This window comes from Alteromonas sp. ABH2_165 (genome assembly GCF_056159945.1).
Genome location: NZ_JBSWWF010000003.1, coordinates 356,491 through 372,924 on the forward strand (window position 1 = coordinate 356,491; position 16,434 = coordinate 372,924).

The 16,434-nt window shown below is 47.7% G+C and carries 13 protein-coding genes; 6 read left to right on the forward strand and 7 right to left on the reverse strand.

The window, feature by feature from the left end; all coding sequences use genetic code 11:
- Positions 1–120: 120 nt before the first annotated feature.
- Positions 121–1,035 (forward strand): sialate O-acetylesterase, encoded by a 915-nt coding sequence (locus tag ACXAFQ_RS08830; RefSeq protein ID WP_474820204.1) that lies wholly within the window; start codon positions 121–123, stop codon positions 1,033–1,035.
- A 68-nt stretch (positions 1,036–1,103) separates the two neighbouring features.
- On the opposite strand, the gene ACXAFQ_RS08835 is transcribed toward ACXAFQ_RS08830, so the two are convergent.
- A complete protein-coding gene (locus ACXAFQ_RS08835; RefSeq protein WP_070124280.1) occupies positions 1,104–1,850 on the reverse strand; it encodes a YciK family oxidoreductase in 747 nt (248 codons plus the stop codon).
- Between the two features lie 313 nt (positions 1,851–2,163).
- Here ACXAFQ_RS08835 and ACXAFQ_RS08840 point away from each other — a divergent pair, with 313 nt between their 5' ends.
- Entirely contained in the window at positions 2,164–4,758 is a 2,595-nt protein-coding gene (locus tag ACXAFQ_RS08840; RefSeq protein WP_474820206.1) for a VolA/Pla-1 family phospholipase, read from the forward strand.
- A gap of 98 nt (positions 4,759–4,856) precedes the next feature.
- On the opposite strand, the gene ACXAFQ_RS08845 is transcribed toward ACXAFQ_RS08840, so the two are convergent.
- The 4 genes from ACXAFQ_RS08845 to ACXAFQ_RS08860 form a co-directional block, all read right to left on the reverse strand.
- Positions 4,857–6,353, reverse strand: a complete 1,497-nt coding sequence (locus tag ACXAFQ_RS08845) for a TolC family protein (RefSeq protein WP_474820210.1) — start codon at positions 6,351–6,353, stop codon at positions 4,857–4,859.
- On the reverse strand, positions 6,346–9,528 hold the full coding sequence (locus ACXAFQ_RS08850; RefSeq protein WP_474820215.1) for an efflux RND transporter permease subunit: 3,183 nt from the start codon (positions 9,526–9,528) through the stop codon (positions 6,346–6,348). The genes ACXAFQ_RS08845 and ACXAFQ_RS08850 overlap by 8 nt, the downstream gene beginning before the upstream one ends.
- A gap of 12 nt (positions 9,529–9,540) precedes the next feature.
- Complete coding sequence (locus ACXAFQ_RS08855) at positions 9,541–10,626, reverse strand: efflux RND transporter periplasmic adaptor subunit (protein ID WP_474820219.1); 1,086 nt, start codon at positions 10,624–10,626, stop codon at positions 9,541–9,543.
- Between the two features lie 201 nt (positions 10,627–10,827).
- Positions 10,828–11,100, reverse strand: coding sequence for a hypothetical protein (locus ACXAFQ_RS08860; protein WP_474820222.1), 273 nt, complete (start codon positions 11,098–11,100; stop codon positions 10,828–10,830).
- Positions 11,101–11,505: 405 nt separating this feature from the next.
- Between ACXAFQ_RS08860 and sohB the strand changes: the two genes are divergently transcribed.
- The 4 genes from sohB (at position 11,506) to ACXAFQ_RS08880 (ending at position 14,795) form a co-directional block, all read left to right on the forward strand.
- The gene (gene sohB, locus ACXAFQ_RS08865) at positions 11,506–12,540 is read left to right on the forward strand and encodes a protease SohB (protein WP_070124274.1); all 1,035 of its coding nucleotides are present in this window, start codon (positions 11,506–11,508) and stop codon (positions 12,538–12,540) included.
- A gap of 12 nt (positions 12,541–12,552) precedes the next feature.
- Positions 12,553–13,182, forward strand: coding sequence for a TetR/AcrR family transcriptional regulator (locus ACXAFQ_RS08870; protein ID WP_474820226.1), 630 nt, complete (start codon positions 12,553–12,555; stop codon positions 13,180–13,182).
- A 28-nt stretch (positions 13,183–13,210) separates the two neighbouring features.
- Entirely contained in the window at positions 13,211–13,972 is a 762-nt protein-coding gene (locus tag ACXAFQ_RS08875; RefSeq protein WP_474820229.1) for a Nif3-like dinuclear metal center hexameric protein, read from the forward strand.
- 67 nt (positions 13,973–14,039) lie between these two features.
- Entirely contained in the window at positions 14,040–14,795 is a 756-nt protein-coding gene (locus ACXAFQ_RS08880; RefSeq protein ID WP_474820231.1) for a methyltransferase domain-containing protein, read from the forward strand.
- Positions 14,796–14,841: 46 nt separating this feature from the next.
- On the opposite strand, the gene ACXAFQ_RS08885 is transcribed toward ACXAFQ_RS08880, so the two are convergent.
- Positions 14,842–15,858, reverse strand: a complete 1,017-nt coding sequence (locus ACXAFQ_RS08885; protein ID WP_474820233.1) for a 2-hydroxyacid dehydrogenase — start codon at positions 15,856–15,858, stop codon at positions 14,842–14,844.
- Between the two features lie 18 nt (positions 15,859–15,876).
- Positions 15,877–16,356, reverse strand: a complete 480-nt coding sequence (locus ACXAFQ_RS08890) for a glutathione peroxidase (RefSeq protein WP_474820235.1) — start codon at positions 16,354–16,356, stop codon at positions 15,877–15,879.
- Positions 16,357–16,434: the final 78 nt, after the last annotated feature.

The following is a 16,434-nucleotide window of genomic DNA, read 5'->3' on the forward strand; positions in this document are numbered from 1 at the left end:
TGACTATTAGTTTCTTATTTTAAACCGCAGCACCGCTGCGGTTTTTTTATGCGTATTTCTGATTGATGCCGGCTGCAGGGTTGCGTAATCTGGTAAAAAACGTTGATAACAGGGAACATCATGAAACGCGGAATTCTGGCCATTACCACACTTTTATCTTTTTCAGCGGTATCAGCAACCTTTCCGGTGTACTTCTTAGGCGGTCAATCAAACATGGAGGGCTATGGCAAGAGCAAAGATCTTGAGCCGTTACATAGCAAGCCTGCAGAGCATGTGTTTTTGTTCACCGGCAATGCGGTGTCAGATGATGATGCCAGCGGAGGAAAAGGCGTGTGGGGACCATTGCAGCCAGGAACGGGCACCGGATTTAAATCCAATGGCCGGGTAAGTCTCTATAGTGATACGTTTGGTCCAGAAGTCTCATTTGGGCACCAGCTCTATTCTGTAAACGGCAATCAACCTCTAGCCATTATCAAGTATGCTAAAGGTGGTTCTGGCATTGCCGAAGGTGTGGGTCACGGCAGCTGGTTTCCTTTTTACAAAGAGAAAACCGGAGTTAATCAATACGATCATTTTCTGACCGCCTTACGCCTTGCTTTTGAGCCGACTGATATTGATTTAGATGGTGAGCTGGATACGCTAGTGCCTGCTGGCATCGTGTGGATGCAGGGAGAGTCTGATGCAGCGGAAAGTAAAGAAGTGGCAGAAGCTTATGAAGCAAACCTAAAACAATTGATGACACTGATCCGCGCTGCATTGCGGGATGATGATTTGCCGGTAGTCATTGGCAAAATCACGGACTCTGGTATGGATGAAACTGACGGCAAGCGCATGGATTATCACGGGATTGTTCAGAAAGCGCAGAAGTCTTTTGTTGATAACGACGTATGTGCTGCGTTTGTCACCACGCTCGATAATGAAAAGCATGTAGCAGACGGCTGGCACTATACATCAGAAGGTTATGTTCATCTTGGCGAAGCGTTTGCCGAGGCGATGATGAAACTACAGCAGAATTGTGATAAATCTGTCATCTGAATCACCTAATAAAACGGGGAGCGCTAAGCTCCCCGATTAATGTTAAAAAAGTACTGTTTCTGCTTTCGTTACTTCGGCTGACAGTCAATTGACTGACCATTCACATTCAAACTGTCATCACCCATGAGGTAAAGATAAACCGGCATCAAATCGGCAGGGGTTTTCAGGGTCATTGGGTCTTCCGCAGGATAGGCGCTAGCGCGCATTTTGGTGCGGGTTGCACCAGGGTTGATACAGTTAAAACGTAACCCCCTGTTTTCAAATTCTGAAGCCAATACCTGCATCATACCTTCTGTCGCGAACTTAGACACGGCATAAGTGCCCCAAAATGCGCGGCCTTTTTTGCCCACACCCGAACTGGTAAATACCACTGAAGCATGCTGCGCTTTTCTAAGCGCAGGGATCAACGCTTGCGTCATCAGTGCAGCACTGTTCACGTTTATCTGCATCACATCCATCCACTCCGTTTCAGGAATGTCTGAAAAAGCACTTAAGTGACCAAGCATAGAGGCATTGTGTAATACACCATCAAGCTTTCCAAACTGATCAATAATAGTTTGTGCCATATCTTGATAGTTTTTCGCTGTCGCCCCTTTTAAATCCAGCGGAATGATGGCTGGCTGCTGGCCTCCGGCCTCAACGATGTCATCATAGACTTTTTCCAGCTTGGATACCGTTTTACCTAATAAAATGCAGGTGGCACCAAAACGGGCGAAAGTTCTGGCTGCTTCAGCGCCAATACCATCTCCTGCGCCAGTGATCAGGATAATTTTATTTTCGAGTAATTCTTCAGCTGCCTGGTATTTAGTGGGCATAGATTCTAACCTTGGATTCGACACTACTGAGGGCGCAGCGCCTTGAGTGACCTGATAATACTCAGCGTCATGCACTTGTAAACCATTAGTCATGAAATTTCCCTGAAGAATTTAGGTTATTAAATTTAATTTACTAATTGTTAACAAACCTTTGCAAAATTTGGGTAATGCTCATAATATTAAGCCATACTCAACTGGTCATACTTGTTTGAACATTGGTTGTTTTACAACGATATAATTTTATCAAGCAGTGACTCGTGCATGACTTTATCCATGAAGCACAATAACAACAAAGCCTATTAAGGGAGAAAAAATGAGAAAACTCTTTATTAGTACCAGTGTGGCCCTGGCACTGGGTCTAACGGGTTGTGGTGGCTCAGACACACTCGAGGACATTCAGGCTGATACGCCGGTCCAGACGCCTTTTTCTCGCATTGTTTTTGACCCGGCAGCGGGCGATCTCAACATTCCTAACGATTTACTCATGCTGCCCGGTGATGACGGTTTCTTTGATTACACGCTCAATATTCCTGTTGCCGACCCGTCTGATTTTTCCGATCCACAAAACGCATTGAATGTGTTGGATGGGTGGTCAACACAACATCCGTTCGTTATTGAGGTGACGACGCCGAGCGGTGTTTCCCTCGATGCTTCGACATTGGCTGATGGGATTATGTTGTTTGAAGCGACGTTAGGTTTAGATCAAAGCGATCCTGATTGTGCCAGCCTGACCATTCCATCGTCGGGTTGTAAAGTAGGTGATCAGCTTCAGTATGGTGTGGACTATGTTTTGTCACTGGTCGATAGCGACACGATTTCTGTGGTACCGCTGCAACCTCTGAAACCTGCACAAGGTTACATGCTGGTCATGACAACCGACTTAAAAGACAGCAGTGGTAATGGTGTGATGGGTTCAACTTCCTGGGAGTTAGTGAGACAGGATATTAATACACTGCCACTGAGCTCATCGGCGCAGTTACAGTTACAAACATTGGTTAATTCCTTAGTCGATCCCATCATTGATATGGGCTACGCCCGTGAAGACATCAGCTATGTTTCGGCCTTTACCACCCAAAGCACAGACATTGCGTTGAATTCGGTGAAGCGTGTCATGGTGGCGGAATTTGCTGGCCGTGCAGCAGCGGGAGACCCTACCGCAGCGCAAGCATTACCGGTAATCACGATTACTGATCCCGAGGGCGCGACCAATGCGATGGAAGCGCTAAACCTGGTTGATGATGCAACGTTAGCGGGTGCGGTTCAACAGGGGATTGCGGCGTTACCTGAAGCGTTCGCTGCTTTTATCCCTACCATTGAAGCCACGCTGGCGGCGGGCGGGTTTGACAGTCTACAAACCTGTTCGGGCTTACTTGGCACCTCGTCTGGTGCGATGGCGGGTACATGGGGCGCACTTAATGATTTCGCGGTGGGTGTTTCAACAGGTATTTTAGCCCAGGCGGGGCCATTCTGTGCTGCATCTCATTATCAGGGAAGTGTTTCATTACCTTATTACCTGGCGTTGCCTTCTGCGGAAGATCCATTAGCTCCCACCACGGGATTCTGGCAAGCAGCTTGTGATAGCGGCATCGTGCTTGCTGGCGCACCGGATGAAGCGTTAGCGGCCGCGACACCGGGGCCCAATTATACCTTGTGCGAACAGATCGGATTAGCCGACCTTCGTGTAAATGGTGAGATGTTGGATTCGGCTCGGAACATCACGAAGTTTAATCCTGTACCACAGACAAATGTAGTTCAAGCGTTAGACGTGCAGGTAACCGTACCAGAACCCACTGTGGCGGCTGGCTTAGGCTTCCCAATCAGTCAACCTGAAGCGGGTTGGCCGGTAGCCATTCTGATGCACGGCATTACCAGTAAGAAAGAAGATATGTTGGCGATTACAGGTGCGTTGTCACTGGCTGGTATTGCCACCGTTGCCATTGATCACCCGCTGCACGGTAGTCGTGGTTTTGACTTAAACGGTGACGGTACGGATGAAATCAATGCAACCACGGTAAGTGCAACGCATTATATGAACCTGCTGTCGCTGCCAACGGCTCGTGACAATGTGCGTCAGAGTGTGTCTGACTTACTGGGTCTGCGATTAGGCTTAAATGCGGTTAATGATATGACCACCATGAGTGCGGCACAGTTTGATCTTAGTCGTGTGTATTTCATGGGTGTATCGTTAGGCGCAATAACAGGCGCTGACTTTGCAGCGGTAACCAATTCAACCATGGGTGGTGATTTAGCGGCACTCGACAGCATGTATGCAGTGCAAGCTGCTTCTCTGGAATCACCAGGTGGTGGTGTTGCGCAATTTTTAATTGACTCGCCGCGTTTTGGTCCGCTGATCAAAGGGCTGCTTCTGTCCGAGGCGTCTGAAGACTTCCAGGGCTTGCTGGTACAACTTTATGGCACAGCCGATGTGACGCAGGAGCAACTCGTGGCCGCCGTCGCCGTGTTTGAAGAGAATGTGACAGAGGCCCAGGCCGCGGAAGTACAAGCCGTGCTGTCGCAGTTTGCTTTTGCTGCACAAACCGTGCTGGATGCGGGTGATCCGAACAACTATGCGCAAACTATGACGTCGACCACACCAGTGCACATGATGACCGTGGTCGGTGATGGTGGTGAAAACTTACCTGATCAGGTAATTCCGGTAACGACTTCGCTGCCTCTGGCAGGTCAGGCTCCTTTTGCTGCTATCGCTGGCCTGGAGCAAATCAGTGTAACGGCGACGGGCGATCCGGTAAGTGGACTGGTGTTATTCAATCAAGGTGCGCACGCATCAAGCTTGAGTCCTGAAGCAAGTGCCGCAGCGACAACTGAGATGCAGCGAGAAGTAGCGGGATTCCTGTCTAGCGATGCGACTGTTATCCCGATCACGGATACATCGGTGGTGGCAAACTAGTCAATAAGTTGCTCTTAAAAATAAAGCCGGCTCGTTTACGAGCCGGCTTTTTTCTGGTCTTCAAGAACACCGTTAACTTAACGGGTTAACAGGGCGAGCTAACCGGTATTTTTGTCAATCCCAGTAGGATTGGCATTTTCAGATACCGCTTCTTTCCATCCACCACCTAATGACTGGTAAAGCTCAACCAGTGCCGTTAGCTGCTCTTTACGGGTATCGATGAGCGCATTTTTAGCTTCCAATGACTCCCGCTGAGCAAGCAGAACTTCAAGATATTCACCTCGCGCCGATGCGAAGAGCTTATTAGCTACATCTACAGACTGATCTAGTGCTTTTATCTGTTTGCTTTTCAATGCAAAGCTGTTGTTGAGGTTGTCGAGTTTCGATAGCCCCGAAGACACTTCAGACACGGCGCGTACAATGGTGTACTCGTATTCGTATGCAGCCTGAATTTGCGCTGCACTGGCATCTTTGTATTGCGCTTCAATGGCACGCCGGTTGATGAGCGGCGCGAAAATATCGCCAGACAAGGAATATGCTACCGACTCTGGGGTGTTAAAAAGGTATTTCGCATCGAACGCTTCCAAACCTATTCCCGCATGAAGTGCAAACGAGGGATAGAAATTGGCTTTTGCGACACTGATATTCAGTTTCGCAGCGGCTAATTCCAGTTCGGCTTCCCGGATATCGCTACGATTACTTAATAATTCCGACGGCACCCCGGCAGCAGGTTTATGCAGTTTGGCCGACATTAACTGATCCGCATCGCGTTCGATGTGCTGCGGTGCACGTCCTAGCAGCAGATTCAGTTTATTTTCGGTTTCAACAATTTCTTGCTGCACGATATAGCGTTCGCTTAAATTTTTGTTTACCTCCGCGTTAAAGCGCGCAACGGGCAGGGAAGATGAACGCCCGAATTGCTTAAGCTTTTGAATGGTATTTAGCACATTTTTTTGCAGCGCTATGGTGGCATCTAAATTACTCAGGTGGTTATCCAGAGCAAGCAATTCATAATAGGTTTTTGCTACCTCAGCCACCATTTCAGTAATGAAGAACTGACGACTTTCAATGCTGGCAAGGTATTCAAGTGATGCCACCTTGGACGCATCACGCAGTTTATGCCACACATCTAACTCCCACGATGCATTGAGTCCCAGGCGAAGGTTAGCCAGAGGATCGGGGAAGTCTTTGTCTCCGTGAATATGCAATTGCTCTTCCACGGCACCGTCGCGAGTATATTCGCCCACTTTACCGGTTTCAGCTTCCGCCCCCGCCGACACGCTGGGCAAATATTCCCCCTCTCTGGCGTAAACTTCGTTCGCCGCCATGTTGATGCGTTGTAACATCATGGCCACTTCCTGGTTGTTTGCCAGCGCGGTGTCGATGAGCTCGATGAGGTGAGGATCTTCAAACCATTCATTCCAATCTATCTTCACGTGCTCGCTCGATAACGATGATTGATAATTCGAGGGCAGTGCCACCTGGGCGTCTCGTGTTTGAATATCAGGTATGGCGCAGCCTTGCAGCACCAAGGCGGCTGTGACTGCTAACGCAAGTGGCTTAACGGTATTACGAATAGTGAATGAATTAATCATGTTTAGCCTCCTCGTGGTTATAGTCGTAGGTTTCGGTCAGTGGCATGTGGTCTTCGTTTTTAATCAGTGTTTTACCTTCACCCATTTTGGCGAAAAGGTAATACAAGCCCGGAATGATAAGCACACCAAATACGGTGCCGAAAACCATGCCGCCAAGAGCAGATGAACCGATGGTGCGATTTCCTACCGCACCGGCCCCGGTCGCGATAACCAGCGGGATGAGTCCGGCAACAAAGGCAAAGGATGTCATCAGAATAGGACGGAACCGGGCCGTAGCCGCCTCAATCGCGGCTTGTTTGATGGACAAGCCCTGTTCTTTTTTCTGTACCGCGTATTCCACAATCAGAACGGCGTTTTTACCCAACAAGCCAACTAGCATGACGAGACCTAACTGTGCATAGACGTCGTTACTTAGTCCCACGGCTTTGAGCAGCATCATTGAACCAAAAATCCCCGTGGGCAGAGACAGGATCACTGCAAAAGGTAACAGTAAACTTTCATACTGCGCCGCGAGCACGATATAAACGAACAACAGAACAACCACAAAGATGAGCACCGCTTCATTGCCGCGCTGTGCTTCATCGTATGACAGTCCTTCCCAGCCTATGTCGTAGCCGTGGGGGAGTGTGGCTGCGGCAACTTCTCGCACTGCCTGAATGGCATCTGCCGAGGTATAACCATTTGCCGGTTCAGCCCGAATAGCAGACGACGTATACAGGTTGTACCGGGTAATTTCATTCGGTCCCTGGGTTTTAATCAGTTTCATAAAGGCGGAATAGGGCACCATTTCACCTTCTTCGTTGCGTACATAATAGTCCAGCAGATCACTTGGGTAACGGCGATACTCGGGTGCCGCCTGGGTGTACACTTTGAAGAAGTTGTTGAAGCGGGTGAAACCCTGCTCATAGGTACTACCGATTAGAATGTCCAGGTTTTCCATGGCGGTTTTAATGGAAACGCCTTTTTGCATGGCGGCCTGGTTATCAATTTCGATTTTGTACTGTGGGTAATCGGCTGCGTAGAAGGTAAACAAGCCTTTTAACTCTTTGCGTTTAGCAAGTTCAGCCATGAAATCTTTGTTGATTTGATCAAATTCCTGGTAGTCGGTGGTATTGGTTTTATCCAATAATCGGAACGACAAACCGGATGATGCACCATAGCCGGGTACCACTGGCGGCTCGAAGTATTCAATAGTTGCACCGAGGTGATGGGCTTTTTCTTCCAACGCTTCTATGATTTCAGGCACCGTCTGTTCACGATCCGCCCAATCCTTTAAGTTGATCAAACAGGTACCCGCATTGGAACCACGTCCTTCGGTGAGGATTTCGTAACCAGCAAGGGAAGAAACCGACGATACGCCTTCAATTTCCAGCGCCATGCTCTGAAGTTCCCGCGCCACCTTATTGGTTGCTTCCAGTGTAGAGCCGGGTGGGGTTTGAATTATCGCGTAAATCTGGCCCTGATCTTCACCGGGAATAAAGCCTGACGGCAGGATTTGGTTCACCCATCCCGTACCGGCAATAAACGCAATCAGCACAATACCTGTTACAACCCGACGGTTAACAATGGCAGCGATAATGCGGGTATAGCGGCCTGTTACTTTTTCAAATATACGGTTAAATGCATCAATGAACTTGCTGACAGGCGTGCGCTTCTTAGGCTGACCATGATGGTTTTTCAGCAGCATTGCACACAGCACCGGAGTAAGTGACAGGGCAACAATACATGAAATAACAATCGACGACGCCATGGTGATAGAGAACTGTCGGTAAAACACCCCCACCGGACCGGCCATAAATATTAGCGGTACAAAAACGGCAACCATGACCAGAGTAATGGCGATAATAGCACCTCCCATTTCACCCAAAACTTGCTTTGTTGCCACGTAAGCATTCATGGTGGCGTCGTCTTCCATTTTGGCATGCACCGCTTCCACCACAACAATGGCGTTGTCGACCACAATGCCGATGGCAAGTACCAAAGCAAATAGCGTGATTAAATTAATATTTACGTCGAATGCCTGCATGCAAAAGAAAGTACCGATGAGCGATACGGGTACAGCGATGATAGGTATTAACGTTGAGCGCCAGTCACCCAGGAAAATAAATACCACCAGGGAAACCAGAACAAACGCTTCTCCTAGCGTATGCAGAACCTGTTCTATGGACGCATCGAGGAATTTAGAAACGTCGTAATTGATTTCATAATGCATACCTGCGGGGAATGATTTCTCCAGCTCCGCCATCTTTTCTTTTACGTTATCGATAACTTCGTTAGCACTGCTGCCGTAGTTTTGCTTAAGCACAATGGCCGCCGAAGGATAGCCATCTTTGTTTGAATAAATATCAAAAAATTCACTGCCCAATTCTACTTCGGCGACATCGCCAAGTTTCAGCAATTTGCCGTCTGAGTCGGCGCGAATAATGATATTTTTATATTCTTCGGGTTTGTTGTAACGGCCTTCATACACCAAGACATATTCTTTCGACTGCGCATCAATGCCCGAACTTCTGCCCAAACGACCAGGACGACCAATTAAGCTTTGCTCATCCATGGCTTCCATTATTTCATCGACGGAGATGTTGTAGGCACGCATTCTGTCAGGCTTAAGCCAAACACGCATCGCATACTGGCGGCTACCTAGTATTTTGGCACTGGCAATGCCTTTCACACGCTGCACTTCAGGAATGACATTGATATTCGAATAGTTATACAAAAACTTCTCATCAGCATCTTTGTCGGTACTGTATACATTGATGTACATGAGCATGCTAGGCTGCACGCGGTTAACCACAACGCCTTCAAGCTGCACAAGTTGCGGTAACCGGTTCATTATCTGATCGAGCCGGTTTTTCACGTTCATCAGCGCCTGATTGGGATCAACATCGAGGTCGAAAATGACCTGGATTGTCGCTTCACCGGCACTGGTGGCGTCAGACACAATGTATTTCATACCAGGCACACCGTTGATAGAACGCTCGATGGTGACCAACGAGGACTTTACCAGCACATCTGCATTCGAACCCGGGTAAGCCAGTGAGATCAGTACACGAGGTGGTGCAATATCGGGGTATTGCGATGTCGGCAAAGAGAAAATCGACAATACGCCTAAAAACACAATCATGACAGAAAGCATAATTGCCATTACCGGTCGCTTTATAAAAACTCCAAACATAAACCTGTGCCCTTATTCCGCGTCTAAATGAAGTTCGGCGAAGGCTTGCGCTGCCGGAACAGGATCAGGATTGATATGGTCGCCATTCGCCACACGGCGTAAACCATCAATGAGCACTGTATCATTCTCATCAAGACCCGAGGAAACAATGAAAATGTTGGGTAATTCTGCAGCAACCTGAATGTGGCGAGAATGAATAACATCATCCTTATCAACAACGTAAACATAGGTTTGGTCGAGAATTTCAAACGTCGCTTTTTGTGGAATGATGATGCTGTCAGGGTAGGCCACATCCATCAAAATATTTCCGGTTTGACCGTGACGTAATAAGCTATTCGGGTTGGCAAAAGAGGCCCGCATTTCGATGGTACCAGTATGGTTGTCGAAATCCGCCTCAACGGTGTCAATATGTCCGGTTTGTGAATACACCGAACCATTCGCTAGCTTTAAATGTACTGGGGTTTCAGTAATGTCTCTACCGTGTTGGACATAATCTAAATACTGAGACTCGGGCACATTAAAATACACCCACATTTCGCTTAAATCGGACAGGGTTGTCAGTAATTCGCCTTCGTCGAGTAAGCTGCCTGTGCGGGCTTCAAGGTGGTCCATTTTGCCTGTAAACGGGGCCCGGATATCGGTGAAGTCCAAATGGGTTTGCGCCAGTTCAACTTCTGCCAGGGCTTTGTCGTACTTTGCCTTCTCTACGGCCAATTCTGTAGACGACACAATGTCTTGTGATTCCAGCGATTGCGTATTTTCCCATTCGACCCGTGCCGCGTTGGCTTCAGCTTGTGCCTTGTGAAGTTCGGCTTCATAAATGGTGGGTGTAATTTTAAACATCGGCTGACCCTGTTCAACGGTCTGTCCTTCGTCAACAAACGTTTGTTGCAGGTAGCCTTTTTCCATTGCGCGTACTTCAATGTGTTGGATGGCACGGATTTGACTCACGTACTCTTTTACAATGGTATTGTCTTGTTTAATGGGATGGGTGACCGCCAGTGCCAGCGAGGGTTCATGGAAGGTTTCTTCTTCCTGCCCACAACCTGAAATGAGGATGGAAACGACACTCAGTGCAACGATTGTTTTCTTGTTCATAAATAATTTTTGTAAATAGATGCCTGTCGCCGGACTGAGAAGCCAGACGAACAAAAAATAAGCGCGACAACAGACTCACCAGCCAGTGAAGAATAAACAACTGGCAGTGTGGTCGCAGATAAACGCCAGAGCGAAATCAATGCGCTCCGGAGTACATGAAAAAAAAGAACAGTGGATATCAGTCAGCGAATGCTGAACTGATCAGAAAACCGGTGGCGCGCGAGTGGGAGGTTGGACAAAACGGAAAGAAGACGTAAAAACCGCATATTGAGGAACTTCAAATAACGATACCAGATGATAATGCGGGGTCGGGATTTGCTGAGCAATGGGGGGAGACGGATTAAATTGCTCGTCTTCTACGTCTTCAACTTTAAACGACAGTGTAAAAATGGACGCGTCAGAATGAAACTGAACGGCGGTGGTAAGATAACACTGTTTTGTCTCTATCAGCAGCGCACAGAAAAACACCATCAAGAAGGCTGGGAACCTTTTTGATATAAGTGTTTGACGTATTTGGTTAAAAAATAACAAAGGAATTGCGCTTACCTGCATTAAAGACAATAAAGATGCTACGAAGTGTGAGGTTGTTAAACAAGGTGCTGTGAGATAAATGACCCTTTTTCACCGGTGTTTCACTACGACTTATTTGTTAGTGTTCAAAGGATAACCTGGCTTGTAAACGGCGTGTGAAAACCAGTTAAAAAAGCATGAGGTTATTCTTCGTCAGTTATCGGTATTGCACAAAACCGTTAGCACCAACATGAAATCAGAGTGTCGTCAGTCATGGCTTTGTTTGTTAAACTATCCCGCTGTTTAAACGGTATTAATATGCTGTTCGCCCGGTGAGGGCCGTAGTAGAAGAAAAATCAGGAGAAGATGTTGGAGTTTTTGTACGAATACGGACTATTTCTGGCAAAGGCTGTCACCTTGGTAGTGGCCATTGTGATTGTATTGATTGCCATAGTGGGCAGCGCCAGTCGCCAAAAGCCAGGCAAAGGCCAGCTTGAAATTATATCGCTGACTGAGCAGCTAAATGATATTAAACATTATGCACGCTCGGTATTACTTGATAAGGCCGCACAGAAGAAGCTGGCCAAGGAACAGAAGAAAAAAGACAAAGCAGATAAATCAGACAGTAAGAAAAGTGAAGAGGGTGAGAAAAAATCCCGCCTGTTCGTTATTGATTTTGAAGGTTCTATGGACGCCCATGAAGTAGAGCGTTTGCGTGAAGAAATTACCGCAGTATTGTGCGTCGCAGAAAAGCAGGATGAAATTCTTGTGCGTTTGGAAAGTGGTGGCGGTGTGGTTCACGGATACGGTCTGGCTGCATCACAACTGCAGCGGATTAAAGAAGCCGGCATCAAACTCACCATTTCTGTCGATAAAGTCGCCGCGAGTGGGGGTTACATGATGGCGTGTGTTGCCGATACGTTGTTATCTGCTCGCTTTGCCTACATTGGTTCTATTGGTGTACTGGCTCAAATTCCAAACGTAAATAAGCTGCTCAAGAAGCATGATATTGAGTTTGAGCAACACACTGCCGGCGATTACAAGCGCACATTGACCGTATTCGGTGAGAATACTGACGAAGGCCGGGAGAAATTCCAACACGATTTAGAAAACATTCATACGCAGTTCAAAGCGTGGGTGAAGTCTCAGCGCGACGTGCTGGATATTGAAAAAGTCGCCACCGGTGAAGTTTGGTTAGGGGCGGAAGCACAAGAGCTTGGCCTGGTCGACGACATTATGACGTCTGATGACTATATTCTTTCGCATCATCCGGCCCGCGAAATCTTTGCGGTAAAATACGCGCAGAAGAAGACCATGGCAGAGAAACTGGGCTTCGCTGTTTCAACAGCGGTAGAGCGTAGCATTATGCGTGTAATGTCTAAATCCAGACAGTGGTTTCAGTAGTGCTGTAGCGCCATGGCGAAAGATACCAAAGTCAGAATACTCAATGCCGCTGAAGCCTTGTTCGCTGAACAAGGCTTCACACAAACCTCCATGCGCGCAATTACTGCTCGTGCTGATGTGAACCTGGCTTCAGTGAATTACCATTTTGGTAGCAAGAAAAACCTCATCCAGGCCGTGCTGAAACGCTACTTTGACGTGTTGATGCCGCAAATTGATACGGTACTTGCTAAGCATAAAGTGGAAACTGGCGTCGGTGGCGTACAAAGCCTGCTTATGTCTCTGGTGCCACCAATGATGACCCTTTCTAACGTACGACCCAAAGGCACAGCGCTGTTTGTACAACTTCTTGGTCGTGGCTATAACGAAACGCAAGGGCATTTGCGCCGGTTTATCATGCACGATTATGGTAAGTCTGTGGCCGGATTGATGGCGGCACTGCATGCCAGTTTGCCAGAGGTCGACGATCACGAATTATTCTGGCGGCTGCATTTCGCCATCGGCAGTTTTGTGTTTTCCATGGCTTCCAGTCAGGCCCTGACTGAAATCGCAGAAGCCGATTTTAATCAGGATGTTGATATTCAAGCCGTTATTCTGCATCTCGTGCCTTTTGTTTCCCAAGGCATTGCCGGGCATTCTGCCTAAGTCTTATCGCCATTATCAGGAGGGCATCATGGCCGTCACCAGGCACCAACTCGCTGCGTTTTTAGATGAATTATTACGCCCCGCAGAAATTAACGATTTTTGCCCCAATGGCTTACAGGTTGAAGGTAGCCAAGACATCAATAAGATAATTACGGGCGTTACGGCCTCACAGGCGTTAATTGACGAAGCAGTGAGGTTGAACGCTGATGCCATTCTGGTACATCACGGGTACTTCTGGAAAGGCGAAGATCCTGCGCTTACCGGCATGAAAGGGAAGCGTATTCGTACTTTGATAAAGAACGACATTAATCTTTTGGCTTATCACCTGCCTATCGATGTTCACCCGCAATACGGTAACAACGCGCAACTGGGTGACATCATGGGGCTAACTGATCTATCGCCTTTATCTGGCGTAAAGCCTAATGGCATCATATTTACAGGACGCACCACCCAAGCCATGTCTGGTGAGGCATTTCGCCAGCAACTTGAAACGGCGTTGGGCCGAAACGTGTTGCACGAAGGGCACCCTCCGAGAGACATCAATACCGTTGCGTGGTGCACTGGGGGCGGACAGGGCTATATCGAGCAAGCCATTGCCGCTGGTGTAGATGCATTTGTTACCGGTGAAGTGTCGGAACAAACCGTTCACGCGGCCCGGGAACTTGGCATCCATTTTTATGCCGCCGGGCACCACGCTACCGAGCGTTACGGGGTAAAAGCCGTGGGAGAGTGGCTCGCTTCAGAACTGGAAGTAAATGTCGAATTTATCGACATTGATAATCCTGCCTAATCTCTTCTTAGCAACGTTATTAACGAGTATGTAGCCACGAGTCGTTCAACTTACTGCAGATGCATTTATGAAATCTACCGACCAATACTTTGATGGTATTGCAAAAAAATTTGCCACCAATATCTATGGCACCACCAAAGGGCGTTTGCGTCATTTGCTGTTGGTAGAAACGCTTACACCGTACCTGCAATCGTCGCGGCCACTTAACGTTATGGATTTAGGTGGGGGTACCGGCATTATGACAAAAGTGCTTGCCGATGCTGGTCACCACGTGACATTAGTGGATGCATCGGAAGATGTACTGTCACTCGCCAGAGAATATTTGGCGGAACTTCCGCAAGTAACCATCCGACAAGGCAGCATTCAGACCGAAACACAGATCGACCTGCAAGATCTCATCGTTTGTCATGCGGTGCTGGAGTGGTTAGCCGAACCTCTCGAGGCTTTAAGCCTTATCTATCAAAAAATGAAACCTGGCAGTGCACTGAGTTTAACGTTTTTTAACCGTGATGCGGCGCTGTTTGGCAACGCGATCTACGGTAATTTTGACTACATCAATCGTGGGATGAAAGTAAAAAATCAGGTGCGTTTGAATCCGAATAATCCGCTGGTGCCGGCAGAAGTTATTAGTCATGCAGAATCACTGGGGTTTACGGTGAACGCTGTCACTGGCATACGTTGTTTTCATGATTACATGCGAGAGCGGCAACTCACCGATGCTGAATTTGAAGCGCTGGTGGCATTGGAAAAGCAGTATATGAACCAAGCGCCATATTGTTGGCTAGGAAAATACATGCACCTGATGCTGAAGAAACCGGCCTAAGTAGACCGGTAGTACTTGTTTTTGCTGTGCAATGCATAAAGGGCGATCAGGGTTTCACTAAAAACGTGGTGGTATCCATATTCTTGTCGGCACATTTTTTCACATTCGATAATGTGGTTTGGGCAATTTGACTTAACGCTTCCTGGGTAAAAAAGCCTTGATGCCCAGTAATGAGCACATTATGAAAGGTGGATAATCGCTCAAATACGTCATCCTGGATAATTTCGCAGGAATGATCTTTGAAAAACAGTTCAGATTCCATTTCGTACACGTCGAGGCCAAGGTAGCCAATTTTGTGCATTTTTAGCCCATCTATCAGTGCCTGGGTATCCACCAAGCCGCCTCTTGATGTGTTAATAAGCATGACACCATCGCGCATTTTGCCAATACTGTCTTGGTTAATCAGGTGGTAGCTGTGCTCGTTTAACGGGCAATGCAAACTGATAATGTGTGACTCTGCAAGCAGTTTATCGAGGGCGACATACTGGACGCCAGCATCTTGCAGATGGCGATCGGGGTAAGGGTCGAAACACAATACCTGACAGCCGAAACCCAGTAAGATTTTTGCCGTTGCCTTGCCAATATGCCCGGTGCCTACAATACCTACGGTCTTGCCCGCCATATTAAAACCGAGTAAACCGTTGAGATTAAAGTTACCGTCTTTTACCCGGTTGTAGGCTTTGTGCATACGGCGGTTGAGGGTAAGCATGAGCGCTACCGCATGCTCAGCGACGGCTTCCGGTGCATAGGCGGGAACATGGGATACGGCGATACCCAGTGCTTGAGCTTTATCGAGATCCACATTATTAAAACCCGCGCATCGCAGGGCAACATGTTTAACGCCCATCGCACCAAGTTGTGCTAATACCGTGGCACTCACGTTATCGTTAACGAATACACAAACCGCATCAAACCCGCTACATAGCGCCACTGTGGCGTCGTTGAGGTGGGCGGAAAAATACTGAATACTCATCCTGTCGTCTGCCTGGGCAGACAACGATGTTTCGTCGTAAGGGTTACTGCTAAACACACCGATTTTAATAGCCGAGCTATTACCCGCCATAATATTTCCTTATTAGGCTTAAATCAGAGAAAGCAGAGACTTCTCCAATTCTTCTGGTTTCGTCGTTGGCGCAAACCGGTGGCGTACTACACCGTTTTTATCGACAACAAACTTAGTAAAGTTCCATTTTATGCCCTTAGTACCGAGTACGCCCCGGGCTTCATCTTTTAAGTAGTCAAACAACGGCGCGGCATTGCTGCCATTGACATCGACCTTCACCGACATGGGAAAAGTGACGTTGTAGTTGAGATCGCAAAACTGCGCGATATCGGCGTCGGAGCCGGGCTCCTGACTACCGAATTGATTGCAGGGAAAGCCAATCAGCACAACATCTTTATCTTTATATTGTTGCCACAACTTTTCAAGCCCTTCATATTGGGGGGTAAAGCCGCAGCGACTGGCGGTGTTAAATATGACGAGTACTTTCCCTTTTAATGATGCTAAGGGCAGTGTCTCGCCATTATTTAATGTCACGGTGAAATCGTAAACCGAAGGCATGTTATCGTCTCTCAGTTAGTTTGCAGCGCGCATAGGCTGCTTTTACTCGTAGTTTTGTTATTATCCTGATGATGACAA

Excerpts from the sequence above, each read along its gene's own strand:
- ACXAFQ_RS08830 (WP_474820204.1), top strand. The coding sequence starts at position 121 with ATGAAACGCGGAATTCTGGCCATTACCACACTTTTATCTTTTTCAGCG.
- ACXAFQ_RS08835 (WP_070124280.1), bottom strand. The coding sequence starts at position 1,850 with ATGCCCACTAAATACCAGGCAGCTGAAGAATTACTCGAAAATAAAATT.
- ACXAFQ_RS08840 (WP_474820206.1), top strand. The coding sequence starts at position 2,164 with ATGAGAAAACTCTTTATTAGTACCAGTGTGGCCCTGGCACTGGGTCTA.
- ACXAFQ_RS08845 (WP_474820210.1), bottom strand. The coding sequence starts at position 6,353 with ATGATTAATTCATTCACTATTCGTAATACCGTTAAGCCACTTGCGTTA.
- ACXAFQ_RS08850 (WP_474820215.1), bottom strand. The coding sequence starts at position 9,528 with ATGTTTGGAGTTTTTATAAAGCGACCGGTAATGGCAATTATGCTTTCT.
- ACXAFQ_RS08855 (WP_474820219.1), bottom strand. The coding sequence starts at position 10,626 with ATGAACAAGAAAACAATCGTTGCACTGAGTGTCGTTTCCATCCTCATT.
- ACXAFQ_RS08870 (WP_474820226.1), top strand. The coding sequence starts at position 12,553 with ATGGCGAAAGATACCAAAGTCAGAATACTCAATGCCGCTGAAGCCTTG.
- ACXAFQ_RS08875 (WP_474820229.1), top strand. The coding sequence starts at position 13,211 with ATGGCCGTCACCAGGCACCAACTCGCTGCGTTTTTAGATGAATTATTA.
- ACXAFQ_RS08880 (WP_474820231.1), top strand. The coding sequence starts at position 14,040 with ATGAAATCTACCGACCAATACTTTGATGGTATTGCAAAAAAATTTGCC.
- ACXAFQ_RS08885 (WP_474820233.1), bottom strand. The coding sequence starts at position 15,858 with ATGGCGGGTAATAGCTCGGCTATTAAAATCGGTGTGTTTAGCAGTAAC.
- ACXAFQ_RS08890 (WP_474820235.1), bottom strand. The coding sequence starts at position 16,356 with ATGCCTTCGGTTTACGATTTCACCGTGACATTAAATAATGGCGAGACA.